A 16,945-nucleotide genomic window follows, 5' to 3' on the forward strand; every position below is an offset into this window, starting at 1 on the left:
GCGGAAGCCAAATTAGAGGCCGCCGCGCTGCAATTACAGATACATCAATCATCGTTCATATTTTTTATGGCAGGGTTATCCCGCTGCGCTGCCGGATGGTATCCAGGACATCCAGCAGCACGCCTTTCGATGCGTGGGCTTTGTAAAAGCGGTTGGGTCTCTTATTGATCTCCAGAATATACTCCGACAGAGCCGAAGCCGCTTCTTCCACCGCCTCGGGTTCCAGCCTACTCCCTTCCAGACAGCGCTCCGCCGAAAACGCCCGCACGGGTGTAGTAGCGACGGCGCCCAGTATGATTCTCGTGTTCGCTACCACTCCCTCCCGCATTCGGACCAAAACGGCCAGCCCGACTCTGGAGATTGTGACCTCGCTTCTGCTGCCAAGCTTTCGATATGCGGTATAGGTAGAGGCCGACGGGACCGGGTAAGAGAACGATAAAATCGCTTCGTCATAGTTTAGTGACGTTTTTTCAATCCCAACGACGGTCTCTTCCATGGTCGCAGTCCGGATACCCCGCGGGCCCGCAATGTGGACTCTGGCGTCCATCAGCCACAGCGGCACAGTCAGGTCCCCTGCCGGAGACGCATTCGCCACGTTTCCGCCGACGGTGGCCTTGTTCCGGATTTGAACCGAACCCACATGCCCTGCGGCGTCCGCCAGCGCCGTACAAGTCCTGGCCACCAAGGGATTTCTGGCAATCGCAGTCATATCCGCCATCGCGCCGATATGAATTTCTCCGTCTTGCTCGGAAATCTCTCTCCCTTCCGGCAGAGCTCCCAGATAAAGCAGAGTATCCGGGCACGTCTTTCCAGCGTTCAGCTTCAAAATGAGATCCGTCCCTCCGCTGATAAACCTGCTGTCCGGCGTCATCCTTCCCAGATACTCAAAGAGTTCCTCTCTGGTTTCGGGAGCAAAATACTGTTCAACCACGCTCTGCCTCCCCGCGTTCCTCCGCAGCGGCCCGCTTCACCGCCCGGATAATCTGCGTATACCCCGAGCAACGGCAGATGTTTCCGGCAAGCGCGACGCGAATTTCCTCCTCCGTGGGGTTCGGATTTTCATAGAGCAGCGCCCTTGCCGACATCACCATTCCCGTGGTGCAATAACCGCACTGAACCGCCGTCTCCTCCACAAACGCGCGCTGCAGATCGCTCATCTCGCTGCAATCGCTCAGGCCCTCAATGGTGACGACCTCTTTCCCGGACAGCTGCGTGGCAACGGTGAGGCAGGAATGGACGGCCCGACGGTCCAGCAGCACGGTACATGCGCCGCACTCTCCTTCCCCGCAGCCTTCCTTCGTTCCGGTCAGCCCCAGATCTTCTCGCAGGATATCCAAAAGCCGGCGGTCAGGCGGAACTTCCAAGCTGGCGTTTTTTCCATTTACCGTAAATTCAAGCTTCATGTTGCTCCCTCTTAATCATCAGATCCACAATCGCGTCCGGCGTCAGTGGGAAGCTGGACAGCTCGCTGTCCAGCGCATCGTTCACGGCTCCTGCAACCGCCGCCGCCACCGGAACATAGCAAGCCTCCCCGATGGACTTTGCCCCGTAGGGTCCCTGTGTTCCGCCGTCTTCGATCAGTTCCACCCGGACATTTAAAAGATCGGGCGTATTTCTGACGTGATAATCCTTCATACTTGCGGTGGCCTTTCCGTTTTTGGGGCTGGTATCCATATGCTCGCTCAGCGCCGCGCCGCAGCCCATGGCCACCGCACCCTGAATCTGTGCCACGCACATTTCCCGGTTAATTGCCTGTCCAATGTCGTGTATCGCCAGGTAATCCAGCAGCTTTACCATTCCGGTGCAGGTGTCCACCTCCACCCATGCGAAATGGGCGCCCGTGACACCGGGATTACTCTGGGACTGACTCTGATGGCTTACCCAAAGCTCTCTTTGCTCCTCCCAAAGCATCCACACCGCAACATCCCCGAAGGAAACGGCCCTTCCATCGGGGAATCTGATCTCTCCGTCTTTCACCCACAGCTCCGACGGGTCCGTATTCTGCCAGCGGCCGCAGGCTTCCAAAAGTTCATTCCGGAGCTTTTCAGCGCAGTCAAAGAGCGCGCGTCCGATGACATAGGTGGTGCGGCTGGCAAAGCATCCCACATCGTGAGGGGTGACCGCCGTATCGCCCTCCGAAATTTGAATTTTCTCCAGCGGGAGATCCAGCACTTCCGACACGATCATCTTCATGACGGTCACTGTTCCGCAGCCGTGATCATGCAGCGTCGCCAACACCTGTACGCCGCCGGATTCGCTGACCCGCATGGACACCCCGGCATAGTCGGGAAATCTAGGATAATACCCGTTCACGTGCCCGGCACAGCCCACCGCGATTCCCCGGCGGAAGCGCGTGTGACCGGCGTTGAATATGCGGTTTTCTTCCTTTCGCTTCTCCCAGAAGGACTTCTCCCTGCCCAGCAGAAGGCATTCCCGAATCCGGATCTCGCCCAGCGGACGTCCCGTCTTCCGGTCCACCTCGCCGGGCAGCGCCACATTCCGGAGCCGCAGCTCCAGCGGGTCCATGCGCAGTCGGCGAGCCGCCATGTTCAGGTTGTGCTCCATCATGGTGTACATTTCCGGGGCGCTCCAGCCCCTGTAGGCGCCGGACATCGGCGCATTGGTGCACACCGCTTTTCCCTTATAATATGCGTAAGGATAACTGTAGCATCTGAAAAACTTGCTGGCCAGCGCCTGAATGTAATCGCAGGCGTTTCCCACGTAAGCGCCCGAGTCCAGAATGACGTCCGCCCCCATGCTCTGGATTTTTCCCCGGGGCGTGATTCTGGTGACAAACTTTGCGTGAATCGGTCCGCGGGAGATCGTGGAGACCATGCACTCCGCCCGGTTAAAGACCAGCTTTACGGGCCGCCCCGTTCTCAGCGCGGCCGCCGCCGTGACAGGCTCCAGAATCCACTCCTGCTTTGCACCAAAGCTGCCGCCCATGGTGGTCTTGACTACCCGCACCTTTTCGTAGGGCAGGTCAAACAGCTCCGCCAGAACCGTGCGGATTCCATAGACCGACTGATTGGGACTCCATACGGTCAACTGCTCCATAGCGCGGTTCCACGAGGCGACACAGCAATGCGTCTCCATGGTCATATGGGTCAGGCGGGGCAGAAAGGTTTCCGTCACAGTCTCCACGGTGTCCGGCCGCATTTCGGGCTCTTTGCCAAAGGCAAGCTCCACCGCGCCGAAAACCGCTCCCTCTGGATGAATGCAGTCAATCTTCCCCTCCAGTGCCTCGGAAACCGTGGTTGCAAAAGGCAGCGGATCATACGTAACCTCTACCAAGGCGGCCGCTTGCCTTGCGGCCTGCGGCGTTTCGGCGAGCACGCAGCCCACGCGGTCCCCCACATACCGGACATGCCTTTGAAAAATCCGGTCCTGTTCCAGCGTCTTTTGTCCCTTCATGGTCCTGAACCGGTTAAATGGCCGGTCTGTGGTGTTAAAACAGTGCAGCACATCCACTACTCCGTCAATCTCCATTGCCCGGTCAGCATTTACTTTCGTCACATATCCATGGGGAATCCGACTAAACATAACAGCCGCATAGAGCGTGCCCGGAAGCTCAAAATCCCCCGCATATCGAACAGAGCCGGTCACTTTTGCCTTTGCATCGTGAATCGGCCGACTGTTCCCAATAATTTTCATAGTGCTTCTCCCTTATCTTTTATCTGATCAATACCGCCAAGCCAAAATTCCCCTTGGCGGCATGGATCAAATAGAGGCGGGAGGAGGCTGACAGTGCCTGTCAGCCTCCTCTGCGCGAGGCCATCTTACTCTTCTATCTTTTCCATGAAAAACACTTTGACTGAAGATAAAATTTGCAGTAGGAATATGAACAAAACCACAAAGCCGCCCGCTGTGGCCAGAGCCTTGACACCGTCCACGCCCTGTGCCCCTCCTCCGAACGCGGCCATGACAATCGCCACCGCGCCGATCACGATGCCCCAGAGCATCTTGATCTTTGCGGGAGGCTCGGTTCCGATGGGGACATTTTTGACGCACATGGAACCTACGTTGGTCAGCGTTGCATCTGCTGCGGTGACAAATGAGATAATAACAATCAGCAAATTGAACGGTACGATCAGCTTGCCGATTCCAAACGGCAGATTCTGCAAAAAGACCCAGAGGGCCATGACGGCTCCGCCCTGATTTAAGGCGCCAACCAGATCTGCGGTGCCCTGCATCTGCATGTAAAGAGCACTGTTGCCCCAGATTGAAAACCAGACAAAACCAAATACGGAGGGCAGAATCCAGTTGACAATCATGAATTCGCGGATGGTGCGTCCGCGGGAGAGCATGGCCAAGAAGATTCCGGTGACGGGGGCGTAGGCGATCCAGCACGCCCAGTCAAACAGCGTCCAGGACCGTGTCAGAGCCGCGCCACCAATGTCAATGGGATCCAGACCCCAGATCCAGAAATTTTGAAGCCAAGTTGCGAGTCCAGCGGTGCTGTTTCTCATGATGAACAGCACCGGCCCCGTGACCAGCAGCAGAATCAGCAGTCCATAATAAAACCACGCGTTGAGACTGCCCAGCACCTTAAGCCCCCTGTCCATTCCAATATAGGACGAAAACGTAAAGCAACATACAATTACGATGCCGATGCCGATGAAAAGCGGCAGCGAGTCTGAGATACCGTAACCGCGTAAGCCTGTCATCACCAGCGTGATGCACATAGCCAGGCCGCCGCAAATGCCGATGCCCAGCGCCAGCATGGACAGCGTATCGATAACGGCAGCCAGCGGGCCTTTGGTGATCCGCTCGCCAAACAGAGGCCGCAGAGTGGCCGTGACATTGAGCTTTTGCTTTTTGTTATAATAGAGATAGGCGACCAACACACCGCACAGGGCATAGATCGCGTAGGGCAGAAAGGTCCAGTTCATAAAGCTTCTGCCCATGGCGAATTGCGCGGCTTCCGGAGTAAACGCCTTAATGCCAAGCTGATCGAGCTCGCCCCACACATTGCCGTAGTAAATCAGCGGTTCATTGACGCCCCAGGTCACGATGCCTGTGGCCACACCGCCGGTCAATGTCATGGCGAACCAGGTCATGAACGGTATTTTCGGCTTTGCGTCCTTTCCGCCCAGACGGACCTTGCCCAGTTTTGAAAATGTGATAATTGCCACTAGGATGGTGCTCCCAATCACAACATACTGATAGAGCCATCCAAACGAGTCCAGTGACCAGTTGAAGAACGCCATGGAAGATTTCGTTAGCGCCTCATTGTTGAAAATTCCCACTAATGCCGCAATGGCAAACACCACAAAGCCAGGAATAAACACTTCCCAGCGGATGTTTTTCTTGGTCTCCTGAAACGATTCCTGCTTTTTTTCCTCTTGTGTTTTAACTTCCTTACTCAATTGCTCATTCTCCCTTTCTTTACTAGATAACCGTGTGAGTCTCAAGCGGCCTTTGTCGCACCTCCCTCAGCCAAAATCAGCGTCCCGAAGGATATCCGTGACAGCGGTCAGCCCAGATTCCCGACCGCCTGCTGTGCCAAGTCCAGAAGCTTTCCGGAGTGAATCATCTCGCGCAAATACTCAATATGGGGATAGAGCTGAATATCGTTTTCCATATCCTGAACCGCCTTTCCGATCTCGGTAAAGATACCGGCAGTCGCACGGCTGCGCCGCAGGCCGGGGTCCAAAAACTTCTGGGCCTGATAGCCCGACAGCAGCTTGATCGCCAGAATGTACTCCAGGTTCCTGATTACCGATCCCGCCTTTTTGCAGGCATTGTAGCCCATGTCCACATAATCCTCCTGCCCGCAGCAGGTGGGTGTATTGTCAATCACGGAGGGGGTGGACAAAATCCGCATATCCCCCAGAAGTCCGGCCTGTGTATACTGCGGAATCATCAGTCCGGAATTGAGCCCGGGATTTTTTACAAGGAAGGACGGGAAACCCGACATCGTCTCGTCAATCAGGCGATTGTTCCGCCGCTCCGACATCTTTGCGATTATCGTGCAGGCGATCGCCGCACTATCCATGACAATCCCCGCGTAAGCGGAGTCACAGTTGCAGGCGGAGAGTACATCCGCCGCGTCACCGTTATCCCAGATAACGGGGTTGTCGCAGCAGGAGTTGATCTCGGTCTCCAGCGTATCCACTGCCATGTCGATGGTCTTTCTAGCCGCGCCGTGCAATTGTGGAATACACCGCATCCTGCAAGCGGAAGCCGGCGTAATGGCGGATGACCTCTGAATCTTCCAGCAGCCTTCTCACGTTGGCCGCGGACACAGCCTGTTCCGGGTGGGGCCTGACGGACATTACCCGTTCGTCAAAGGCCTGCATAACTCCCTTGAGCGCCTACAGAGAAACCGCTCCCACCACGTCCGCACATTTCACGGCGTTGACCATATCATATGCAGCCAGCGCCGCAAGGGCCGTGACGGAAGTGGTTCCGGAAATGAGAGCCAGTCCCTCCTTCTCCGCCAGCTCGATTGGTTCAATCCCCGCGCGGCGCATCGCCTCGCCGCCGGGCAGAAGCTCTCCGGAGAACCAGGCCGTTCCCTCTCCGGTCAGGGCCAGGGCCAGGTGCGCCTCCGGCGCCAGATATCCCACGGAGCCGTCCCGTGGCATCGTGGCATCCAGGGCGTCACCCCGCCGTTGAGCATGCTGCGGATCGTCTCCAAAGTCCCCAAACGTACGCCGCTGTATCCCTGCCCGAGGTTCTGCAGAATCATCAGCATGGTCGCCCGAGCCTGTTCCTCATCAAACGGTTCTCCCACAGAGACTGAATGAGACAGTATAATGTTCTTCTGAAGGGTTTTGGCCTGCTCCCGGTCAATTGTTTTCGTGCTGAGCAGTCCAAATCCCGTTGTCACGCCGTACATGACCCGCTCTTGTGAAATTGCCTGCTCAATCAGATACCGGGATCGGTTAACCCGATCGCAGTAGCTTTCGGAAAATTCAACTTTTGCCCCGAATCTCGCCGCAGCCACCAAATCCTGCAGCCCAATCTTCTCTCCCAGCTTCACCTGTCGGATCGTCTTTGCTCCCGGCATGTTGCAGCCCTCCCTTACTTATTGTAACTCTGCCAAACCCTCCGCCGTATCAAAATGCTTAATTTTAAAAAATATTTACTTAAAATTATCATTAAATAAGAAATAATTCAACTAAACAATTAACCAGAATTTTTTCGCATCTTTGTACACTATTTACAAAACGAAGGATATTGTAAGCTCATATTTGATATTATGCACAATTCACGGGTAAAAATTTAGAGGATATGGAAAAAATTAATTGAATTTTAAAAATCTTTTAAATTTAGTTGCATCTGTCTTTAATAAAAATTATAATGTATATCACTTTATGTATCAGTGATATATTTAGCTAAATTAGCTTAGAAAAACGGAGGAAGGACATGGAGAAAATTACTTTAACAGGCGACAATCTTACGATTGAGGAAGTGGCCTCCGTCGCTAAGGATTACACTCAGGTCAAACTTTCCGAAGGAGCTGAAAAGAGGCTCCGGGACGCGCGTCAGCTGGTTTTTGATCTTGTAGATGCGGACTTTCCCATCTATGGGTTCAATGTGGGCGTTGGCTGGAACAAGGATAAAAAGGTTTTTAAGGAATTTTTCAGTCAATACAACTGCAACCTGATTCGTTCCCACAGCATCGGAGTACCTCCCTGGGCCTCTGCGGAGCAGGTTCGGGCCATTATGCTCGCCCGGCTCAACGGGATGCTCAGCGGCTGTTGCGGAGTTGCCCCCGAAATTCCCGAGATGTACACGAAGATGCTTAACCGCCATATCCATCCCCTGATCCCCATGCGCGGATCGGTGGGCGAAGCCGATATCGGCCTGCTCTCCCACATTGGACTGACCATTATCGGAGAAGGCAACGTCGAATTCGGCGGAAAGATCATGCCCTCCAAGGAGGCCTTTTCTCTGGCCGGCCTCGAGCCGCTTTCCCTCGGTCCGAAGGATGGACTGGCCATTGTCAGCTCCAATGCCGTCAGCGCCGGACACGGTGCGTTGCTTCTCAAGGATATTGAGAATTTTTTCACGGTTGCGGACGCTATCTACGCTCTTTCCCTGGAGGGCTTCAACGGCAATGTTTCGCCGCTGGATGACCGCAGCCACAAGCAGCGCCGCTACGTGGGGCAGCGCAAGGTCGCCGCGCGCATCCGAGAGGATCTGGAGGGCAGCTTTATCTACGAGCCGGATCGACAGAAGGCTGTTCACGATCCTCTATGCTACCGGGATGTCCCCCAGATCCACGGAGCAGTCCTTGAGCTGCTGCAGTACACCCGGGAACGTCTGGAGATTCAGCTCAATACGACGGACGACAATCCCTGCGTGCTGCTAGAGGATAAGACGATTGTGCCCTCCGCCAACTTTGAACCCCTCAACTGGGTGCTGGGCTTTGAGAGTCTGGGCGTTGCCCTCTCTCACGTCTCAAAGGCCAGCTGCCTGCGGCTGATCAAGCTCTCCGATCCGTCCTTTACCAATTTGCCCCGGTTCCTCAGTCCCGCTGCGGATGTTCTGTGTTTCTGCACCGTCCAAAAAACCTTCACCTCCTTGGATGCAGAAATCCGGCATCTGTGCAATCCTGTCTCCATGGATACGCTTAGTCTGGCCGGAGGCATGGAGGATATGTCCACCAATGCGCCCTACGTGGTGCAGAAGCTGGACAAAATTCTCGACAATCTCCGTTACATCTTTGCGTTGGAATTGATCCACGCCGCCCAGGCGGTGGATTACCGGAAGGGGCGCAATCTCGGCAAATATTCCGGGGCCGTTTATGAAAAGGTTCGGTCAGTCATCTCGTTTTACGACAAGGACCGCAATATCACCGAAATGATCCAGAAGGCGCACGAGCTGATCGCAGACGGCACGCTGCTGAACCTGTTTTCTCGGGATTGAGCTCTTAGAAAGGCGGCCGCACAGCAAACGTCCGGGAACAGGCGCGCCCAGCTACCGCCCTCCCTCTATCCTCCCCCGCCTCAAATCCGCGCCGCAGCGGAAAAAGAAGAGAGCCTCGCGGTTATGCCGCGAGGTTCTCTTCAGCCTGCCGAAGAACCCGGTTTGCGCTGCGGCGTAAACCGGGTTCCTTGCGTAGTTCCTGTTGAGGCAGTAAAGTAAGAAGGAAGAAAGGGGTTCCCTCCACTTCCAAGTGGCCAGCTTTTTCAGATTCATGGCAGCAAATTTAATCTTCACCCAGTTTGTCAACTGGGTAAGGCCTCTGCACTGCGTATAACGCATGGCGTGTTTTTCCTTGGCGTCGGCAAAGACCCGCGCTATGGTCTTCTTGCGTTTGGCATAGATTTTCAAGGCTTGTTGAGATTTGATGGTAAGCGTTCTCTGTCATGACGCTTTTAATAATCTGTTAAGATAAGACACCTATTTTTTTAGAAATGCCCATTTTGACCGCTGAAAACGGTTCTTCAAAAAATAGACGCGCTGAGAGGGTGGCGGCTGATACCCCCATCCCCTCATTTTTTGTGCAGCTACGTGATATACAAAACCGGGGAATCCTTTTACCCGCAAGTCGAGTGGGTTTTTCCATCCCAGTCTGACGGGAACGGTATATCGATCGATGTTCTCCATCAGTTTACTGATATAGGTAGAGTGAGATAGCGGTCAGCTTCTTTGCCAATTCGCGCTCTACCTTCACCATGCAGTAGTTAACACGGTCTCTAAGATTGGGCCAATAGGATGCGTACACTTCTCTCTCATAGACAAATTGTTTCTCGTAGCGGTCGGTGAAAAATTCCCCGTCTATTGAAATTTCAACACGTAAATCTTCAACAGATGAGGCTGTATGAAAAGCAACATCTTCAATTCGCTCATAAATATCATCGGACAACAATGCAACCGCTTTGTCCACGCCCTTTTCGACGGGTGGGATTTTAATGTGTACTGTGTACTGTGTCATTGCGGACTACTTTCCCCATCAGGTAAACTTTAAGCACAACGATTTTTAGAAACTTGCTACGCAACTTTATCCCCCCTCTCTCATGCGGCTACGCGATATACAAAACCGGGGAACCCTTTTATGCGCAAGTCGCGTCGGTCTTGCCTTTCCTGTCTGACTGGAACAGTGTATCGAGCGATGTCCTCCATTAGCTTGTCACCGTCTGCCTTTGGAGTTCGGATGTACTCTTTGCAAAGCATCACCGCCATCTTGAAATTGACCTTGTAGGCGTAAATGCCCTCTGTCGGTTGTCGAACAACAACTTCCCGGCAAACCCTGCTTGTAAAATTGAAAGTGGTCAAGCTTGAATAGATTTCCTGCTCCGCAAACGAATTAGATTTGCCGTGTAGATTCATTAGCCCTAGCGTGTACTTGAGGTCGCGGAAACTGGTTTCTATCCCCCAACGTAGGCGGTAAAGGTTCTTAATGTCCTCCAACGTAAATGACTTTGGTAACGATGTCGCAACGGTTTCCAACTCGCCGCTGTCAATCTGAAAACGGCAGATTCGGAAGCGCATGGGGTAATAATTTTCAAAATCCCAGCGTCCGCGTCTGGTGGTTGAACCCGGTTTCGACTTTTGAGGAACTTGCAGGAACACATAATTTTGATTTTCCTTGTCGGTTTTCTTTTGTGTGGTGCAGATGGAAAATGAGATGTCGCAATCCAGTTCCAGCATGGGCAGTTTCGTCACCTCGCGCATGGCCGAACGGCTCTGTTTTACACGAATAAGGAAGTCTGTGTTGGGCTTTTTAAGAAGGTGAGCGATGAGATTGTAGCTCTCAAAGCTACGGTCAGCCACAATAAGAGTCTTTCGGTCAAAGGCGTTGCGCTGAAGCATTGTAATCAACGCCCCGATTTCGTCTTTCTTCGGTTCTGGCTGTATGACGACATCGGTAAAGGTGCGGCTGAGGATGTCGTACAGCGGCGTTGCATGAAGCTGATTTACTCCCTTGGGAATACCCTCATTGCATACGAATGACGGGGACGCTGGATTTCTGAGAAAATTGACCGCAGTCCATCCACGGCTAAAATGCGGTAATCGCGAAAGAATGCACTGCCCGCACAATGGTCATTGAAGTAGGTAAACACAGCACGAAACACAGCGGGGTTAATCTGGGCGCGGCGCTGGCTGACAGCGGACGCAGTGACTTTAATACCAGCAGCATGCAAAATCTTATCTAAAGAGCCGCCTTCCGCGCCAATTAAAAGACGTATGATTGATTCCCGTGTGAGAGAACTCTTGCGAGAAAAGTTCCTGCTTTTGCCGCACTGTGCAACGGCGGTTCTGATTGCACAATTTAGTGCCGCATTGGCCGCATTGATTGGTTCAGGTTCTCTGAAGCATTCTCCGCTGCTTTCCGAAGCAGTTCAGGAAGGACGGGCCTCCATGTGAGGATACCATAAAAATCGCCCTCCGCTCCGCCGTCGAGCAGCCCTCCTGAATTTTCTCGGGGAGAGACGGAGCACATCATATAGAAAAGCAATGGCCCCCGGCATCTTCGAGATGCCGGGGGCCGTTCTCATGCATTTTCACAAAATCGCTCCACAGCCACCGGGTCAGACGCCTCGGCAGGCCTTTGCGAAGCCGCGTGGCAAGAAGCAGCTTCTATGTCATCGCCGGGCGGCGTTTCTCCTCTTTTTTATAAAATTTTTTAAATTCCTGCAAAGCATTGGCGGATAAGAACTTGAAGGAAAAAGGAGTGTCCTATTCAGCCAGCAGGAGTTTGTTTTTTCGGTTTTAACTTAATTTTGCCAATGCATTTTTTTAGTTTTGCATATAATAAATTGCGAGCGTAAGTTTTGACCTGATTCGCCCGATCATTTGCCCCACGATATGTCTTTAGGAGAGACAATTTCCTCGCGCCGTTGTCCCTCCCATGCGCGGCTTCTTTTACGATAGAGATTTCTATTTCGCGCTGCAGCCTTTACAACTAATTATCCGGACAGATCATAACTCGCATACGCTTATTTTCTTTAAAAATAAAAGGAGGAAAAGCTATGCAACCATTGGAAAAAGGCGTCTACGCCGAAGAGGAAATTCGTTTGAGGATGACCGCCGCTGCCCAGGCGGAAAAATCGGAGCTTCCCTTTCCGGATTTATCTCTCTCGGGAGAGGACAAGCTCACTCAGGACGCGCCGGCAGAGCCGGCGCCAACCGAGGATAAGGACGGCGAACAGGCCCTCCTGATGGAAAAACCCCGCGGTGTATTGGAGGAGAAAAGCTTAGCCGGACTAAGCGCCGAGGTAAGGGCCCTACTGAAAGCCCACGGTGCAAACAGCCTGAGCAAAGTCGATCCGGCTGAGTATCCAGCTCTTCTTTCCGACGCTGAAAAACTCGGAGGCGCGGCCGAAGCAAGCGCACCATCGGAGATTCCAAGCAGCGAAGAGCAGCCTGAAAGCTCCACTGCCACCCCCGGCGCAGATCCCAACACACCCGAGAGCCAACCCGGCGCGCCGGAACACATTAATGATGAAGCGACGGAAACCGCAGCCCTTGCCGCGTCTCAAGGGGGCGGCACCGGAATTTCTTCGGGAGTCGTCCCTGCCGTTGCGTTGGCACAGCAACACGCTCTGTCAGAGACTTGGATGAAATCTCTGGAGTGTAATCGTGATGGCAAAGTTTTAAATACCACCAGAAATTACATACACATTCTGAGATACGATGAAACTCTCCGCGCTATCCGATATAATGTGTTTACGGGCTCCCTCTCAGTAGATGGCAGCCTGCCTTGGAATCAAATTACTCCCGGTTGGAGTAATCTTGACAACAGCTGCCTGCGAAAGTACATTTCAGATACGTACGGCATATGGCCGTCTACGACGCTAGAAAACGCGATGGCTGCACTGGCAAGTCAAGAAAGGGTCCAGCATCCCGTGAAGGAATTCATTGAGCGCGTGCCCTGGGACGGCATGGATCGGTTAGATACCCTGCTCGTTACTTATCTTGGCGCGGAGGATACGCCGTATACCCGGGAAGTCATTCGAAAAGCTTTGATCGCGGCTGTCGCGCGCATCTATCAGCCTGGAATCAAGTTTGATTACGTGCTGGTGTTGGTCGGAACCCCGGGTGTCGGAAAGTCGATGTTATTCAGCAAGCTAGGCGGTCCCTGGTTTTCAGATTCATTGGGGTTTTACGACATGAAGGATAAGACCGCAGGCGAAAAGCTGCAGGGCAGGTGGATATTAGAAATTCCCGAGCTGGCCGGCATGAGCGAAGGCAAAATTGAGATCATCAAGTCTTTTATTACCAGGGTTTCGGACGTATTTCGCCCTGCCTATGGTAGGGACACAGAGGTGCATCCGCGCACCTGCATTTTGGTCGCCACCACCAACGCCCTCCATGGCTTTCTGCTGGACACCACGGGAAATCGCCGGTTCCTTCCGGTTCAGGTCTCCGGAAAGAGCAAGCTGCATCCGTGGGACTTAAGGCAGGAGGTCGTCTCTCAGATTTGGGCCGAGGCTTACGAGGCGTACAAATCCGGGGAAAGTCTGGTCCTGTCGGAGGCAGGTACCACCGCCGCAACGGCTATGCAGAAAGCGGCCATGGTATCCGATGATCGGGAGGGTATGGTGCGGGAATATCTGGACACGCCTCTGCCGGACAACTGGGCGAAGATGAATCTGCACAGCCGCCTGCAATATTTGGATCACGGGAACAAATCGGGAACCGTACACCGCGAGCGCGTGTGCACAGCCGAGATCTGGTGCGAGTGCTTCCGCAAAGACCGCGCGGATATGAAAAGGGAGCATACGAATGAAATTACACAAATGCTTTGCAAACTGGACGATTCGGAAGCGTATCACGGCAAGCTTTCATTTCCAAACTACGGAGCGGCACGGGCATTTGTGCGGGTTCCGAAAAAAATCCATAAGACTGAGCCTTGAGAGTCTTCGAGGAAAAGCCTAGCTTTAAGCACAGAGGGGCGCGCCATGATATGGCGCGCCCCTGCTGTTCTGATAGGTTCCGGCAGCAATGCCGGCGGATCTCGCAAAACTTCTATAACACCAAGCCGTTTTACGACTTGGTGTTTTGTTTTTTCTTTATCCCGTACTCCGCTCACCGCTTCCAGGATACAACATCGGGGCACCCGGGGTATAACGTGGAAAGAGGAGCTGGGTATGGCAAAACAGCCTCTGAGCGCGGTGCTGGGAGAGGAAGAGGACGAATAAAGCGCCGCCCGCTCAGGCGCAATCACTGAGCGGGCGGGTTCTTTTGCCACGCTGGTTACTCAATTCCGTCTTCCATTCCGAAAATGTGATAGAGATAGTTGGTTCGCGCATCCGCAAGGTGGTACACATACACCGTGTCTCCGTCGATTCGGTAAATGCAGACATACTGCGAGATAAACAAAGCCCGGAAACCATATTTCCCCAGAAGCCGAGTCTCCTTTTGCACGCCCAACTCGGGGAACCGCTCCAACTGCCTGACGCCGCCCAGTATCTTTTCGGAAAACCGTCTTGCATATGCGGGACCGGAGTTGACCCGATAATAGGTGATCAGCTCCCGAAATTCGGCCCGCGCTTCGTACAGCCACTCAATCCTCACGCAGCAGTTCCTCTGACAGCGCGGACATCTCCTCCATGGAGACCGTCTTTGCGCCCGCCAGACGGTTCTGCTCCCTGCGGAGCAGCTCGGCCAGGAGATTCAGCTCCGCCTCCCGCTTTTCCCAGAGCTCGATGGGCAGAAACACCATCTCCCCGTCCCCGTTGCGCGTGAGGAAAATTGGCTCCTGCTTTGATTTCGAAAGCTTTACCATACTGTCGTAGTCATTGCGCAGCGATGTCGCGGACTTAATGACCATTCCCAATACCTCCCATTTTATAAGGTAATTATTCTAACTGAATTATAACTTGATTATTACCTCTTGTCAATAAATATTCTACATTTGAAATCGATGTTTTCCGCGAGCGATTCGCTGATGGAGGGGGCGCGCGTTGCGCAAGACCCCCGAAAGTGGATTTGGAAAGTCAGTGGTCTTTCGGACAACAAGTTAACTGATGTCGCTGAGCAAAACCTGAAACGGCTGATTGTTTCGAGTCCCTTCGTCAGGATTTTATATTCATCGCCGCGCGATTTCCGGCTGTCAGCCGCAGGGTTCTGCCTGCGGCTGCAAGAGCTGGATTTCCGCCTTGTCCGTGACAGAACGCGCTTTACGGCTGGGTATCACAGCGCGTCCCAGCCGCGCTGATACGTTCCGGCAGTCATGCCGTCGGCTCTCGCAAGTCGCCTTTCCAGATTGTTTCCCGTTGGAGAGATGCATTCTGTACAAATGAAGCGTGTTTTGAAAGAGAGACGGTTCAAACCGAAAACCTGTTCAGGCGATTGAGCATACGCGGTATTTAAAGAAATCAATTCAAATAATGGAAAATAGCAAGCGCCGGGCCGATAACGACCCGGACTTCTATTTTTCCCATAACAAAAGTGACAGCCCAGCCACCCACATTGTGCCGTTTCGCAAAAGAGACAAGATATCCTATATGAAGCAGAAAAAAATCATTTAAGCGCAAAATTCAAAGGAGGAGCGGCATCCCACAGGATTGCCCACTCCTCTTGAATGGCTGATTTTTCCGTTGCCTGCCAACCACTTGTTCTTATCTTGCGATAAGAATAGCCGCATATTTCAGGCTTTCACTGCGTCAGCCCACAGCGCATGGAATACCAGAAAGGAGATCGCCCGCGCACGGGTATAGCGGCCTTACAGAGTTTTGCCAAGGCTCACCCACGGTTATCCAGATGATGTGCCAACGGCGTAGCCGAGTAAAAATGCCGGGCTTTTTTGTCCGGTTCACAATTGCGGCTCTTGCGCCGTTTCTGCCAACGGTTCGACACGTTCAAACCTGAAGAGGCGCTCGGAGTATGAGCAAGCTGCTCCGACAAGCTTTAAAATCCTTGGCAGACCAGAACAAAAGAGTATCACTGGCAGGCCCAGTTGATTGCATCGATGCATCGCAGCGATCATGCCGCGCATTTCCTCTTTCGTCAACGCCTGGGCCTCATCTATGAGAATCGCGATTGTATCGCCGGATCGAAACGCCGCTTTCCCAAGCGTCACAAAAAGCTCGGCCAGATCGTCGGCAAAAATTCCCGTGGAAAGATCCAAGTTCTGTTCGACGCTCTCACCGATGGGATTTCCCTCAATATTGTAGGCGCACATAAACGACTGGAGCCACGCAGCGGATCTTTTTGCAAGACCTTCCACAGGCGTTCTTGAGCTGATATTTTGCAAAAGCTTGTTAAATGCTCCAATCAACTGCACCGTGAAGGTTTCGCCTTTGCCAGCCTCAATACAGACGTGCAGGATCCCCATACCGTCAGCAGCTTTTTCAATGGTATGAAGCAGCGCCGTTTTCCCAACGCCATGCAGCCCGTAATAAATCACCGAGCGCTGCGGATGCCGCTCCTGCGCGCTTTTCAAATAGGTTTCAGCTTCGTAAACCAGAAATTCTTGGCCCGCCAAATACGCAGGCTTAGCCCCGCTGTCGGGGGTACATGGAGTTGCACGCATTAGGAATCCCCTTTCAGCCGATTATTTTCCACAGCCTTCCTGCGCGTCCTGCAAAGCGCAATCTTGAAAGATTTGGTTTTGTGGCCCCGAATTCCGGCTTTCTTCTCCCCTTTGAGGAGAAATATATCAGTAACGGCATGGCTTATATGATTCCCCATGTTGCCGGAAGGCTGATGTGTTACTTCACGGCTTGGCTTGCTTCTGGAGAAATTTCCGATATTTCTGCACAGAATCGTTATCCCAGGTAAAAAATGCGTTTTTCTCCGGAAAATCCTCCTTTGGAACTTGAGAAATCGCCTCTTGCCTCAACGCGAATTGATTGGCATTCGAATCATAGAAAACATAGAAGGCTTTTCCGTCTTTTGCGCTCTGAAAGGCCTGCACCATGGGAATGTTTCCATCGATCATTTGCAAAATACACTGGAAATCAGTTTCCACCAGCAAATATTTCTGGTTGATTGTAAATGAAGTTGAACAGTTGAAAAGAAAAGCCCACGGTGATTTTTC

13 protein-coding genes and 2 pseudogenes are annotated in these 16,945 nt (G+C 53.0%); 2 read left to right on the forward strand and 13 right to left on the reverse strand.

The annotated features are described in order from the left end of the window. Positions 1-64: 64 nt before the first annotated feature. From RTK01_RS03555 to RTK01_RS03585, 6 genes and pseudogenes are all read right to left on the reverse strand, one after another. On the reverse strand, positions 65-931 hold the full coding sequence (locus tag RTK01_RS03555) for an FAD binding domain-containing protein (RefSeq protein WP_312279657.1): 867 nt from the start codon (positions 929-931) through the stop codon (positions 65-67). Beyond that, positions 924-1,403, reverse strand: a complete 480-nt coding sequence (locus RTK01_RS03560; RefSeq protein ID WP_312279658.1) for a 2Fe-2S iron-sulfur cluster-binding protein — start codon at positions 1,401-1,403, stop codon at positions 924-926. The genes RTK01_RS03555 and RTK01_RS03560 overlap by 8 nt, the downstream gene beginning before the upstream one ends. Continuing rightward, the gene (locus tag RTK01_RS03565) at positions 1,393-3,654 is read right to left on the reverse strand and encodes a xanthine dehydrogenase family protein molybdopterin-binding subunit (protein WP_312279659.1); all 2,262 of its coding nucleotides are present in this window, start codon (positions 3,652-3,654) and stop codon (positions 1,393-1,395) included. Before RTK01_RS03565 ends, RTK01_RS03560 begins: the two co-directional genes overlap by 11 nt. 125 nt (positions 3,655-3,779) lie before the next feature. After that, complete coding sequence (locus RTK01_RS03570; protein WP_312279660.1) at positions 3,780-5,369, reverse strand: BCCT family transporter; 1,590 nt, start codon at positions 5,367-5,369, stop codon at positions 3,780-3,782. Positions 5,370-5,476: 107 nt separating this feature from the next. Further along, a pseudogene (gene hutH, locus RTK01_RS03575) lies at positions 5,477-6,590 on the reverse strand (histidine ammonia-lyase). Beyond that, positions 6,530-7,015, reverse strand: coding sequence for an aromatic amino acid lyase (locus tag RTK01_RS03585; protein WP_312279662.1), 486 nt, complete (start codon positions 7,013-7,015; stop codon positions 6,530-6,532). The pseudogene hutH and the gene RTK01_RS03585 overlap by 61 nt, the downstream one beginning before the upstream one ends. A gap of 359 nt (positions 7,016-7,374) precedes the next feature. Here RTK01_RS03585 and RTK01_RS03590 point away from each other — a divergent pair, with 359 nt between their 5' ends. Beyond that, positions 7,375-8,880, forward strand: a complete 1,506-nt coding sequence (locus tag RTK01_RS03590; protein WP_312279663.1) for an aromatic amino acid ammonia-lyase — start codon at positions 7,375-7,377, stop codon at positions 8,878-8,880. A 231-nt stretch (positions 8,881-9,111) separates the two neighbouring features. On the opposite strand, the pseudogene RTK01_RS16820 reads toward RTK01_RS03590, so the two are convergent. The 3 genes and pseudogenes from RTK01_RS16820 to RTK01_RS03605 all read right to left on the reverse strand — a co-directional run. After that, positions 9,112-9,294: pseudogene (locus tag RTK01_RS16820) on the reverse strand (transposase); the annotation flags it as partial. 274 nt (positions 9,295-9,568) lie between these two features. Beyond that, the gene (locus RTK01_RS03600) at positions 9,569-9,892 is read right to left on the reverse strand and encodes a hypothetical protein (protein WP_312279664.1); all 324 of its coding nucleotides are present in this window, start codon (positions 9,890-9,892) and stop codon (positions 9,569-9,571) included. Positions 9,893-9,972: 80 nt separating this feature from the next. After that, entirely contained in the window at positions 9,973-10,998 is a 1,026-nt protein-coding gene (locus RTK01_RS03605) for a transposase (RefSeq protein ID WP_312279665.1), read from the reverse strand. Positions 10,999-11,930: 932 nt separating this feature from the next. Between RTK01_RS03605 and RTK01_RS03610 the strand changes: the two genes are divergently transcribed. Continuing rightward, positions 11,931-13,817 (forward strand): virulence-associated E family protein, encoded by a 1,887-nt coding sequence (locus tag RTK01_RS03610; RefSeq protein WP_312279666.1) that lies wholly within the window; start codon positions 11,931-11,933, stop codon positions 13,815-13,817. A gap of 340 nt (positions 13,818-14,157) precedes the next feature. Here RTK01_RS03610 and RTK01_RS03615 read toward each other — a convergent pair whose 3' ends face one another. The 4 genes from RTK01_RS03615 to RTK01_RS03630 all read right to left on the reverse strand — a co-directional run. Next, complete coding sequence (locus RTK01_RS03615; protein WP_312279667.1) at positions 14,158-14,478, reverse strand: type II toxin-antitoxin system RelE/ParE family toxin; 321 nt, start codon at positions 14,476-14,478, stop codon at positions 14,158-14,160. Further along, positions 14,468-14,734, reverse strand: a complete 267-nt coding sequence (locus RTK01_RS03620) for a type II toxin-antitoxin system Phd/YefM family antitoxin (protein ID WP_312279668.1) — start codon at positions 14,732-14,734, stop codon at positions 14,468-14,470. The genes RTK01_RS03615 and RTK01_RS03620 overlap by 11 nt, the downstream gene beginning before the upstream one ends. 984 nt (positions 14,735-15,718) lie before the next feature. Beyond that, positions 15,719-16,438, reverse strand: a complete 720-nt coding sequence (locus tag RTK01_RS03625) for an AAA family ATPase (protein ID WP_312279669.1) — start codon at positions 16,436-16,438, stop codon at positions 15,719-15,721. Between the two features lie 183 nt (positions 16,439-16,621). Beyond that, the coding region (locus RTK01_RS03630; RefSeq protein ID WP_312279670.1) for a hypothetical protein at positions 16,622-16,945 on the reverse strand (324 nt) is incomplete at its 5' end.

Origin of the sequence: Oscillibacter sp., assembly GCF_031978065.1 — a bacterium.
Lineage (GTDB): Bacteria > Bacillota > Clostridia > Oscillospirales > Oscillospiraceae > Oscillibacter.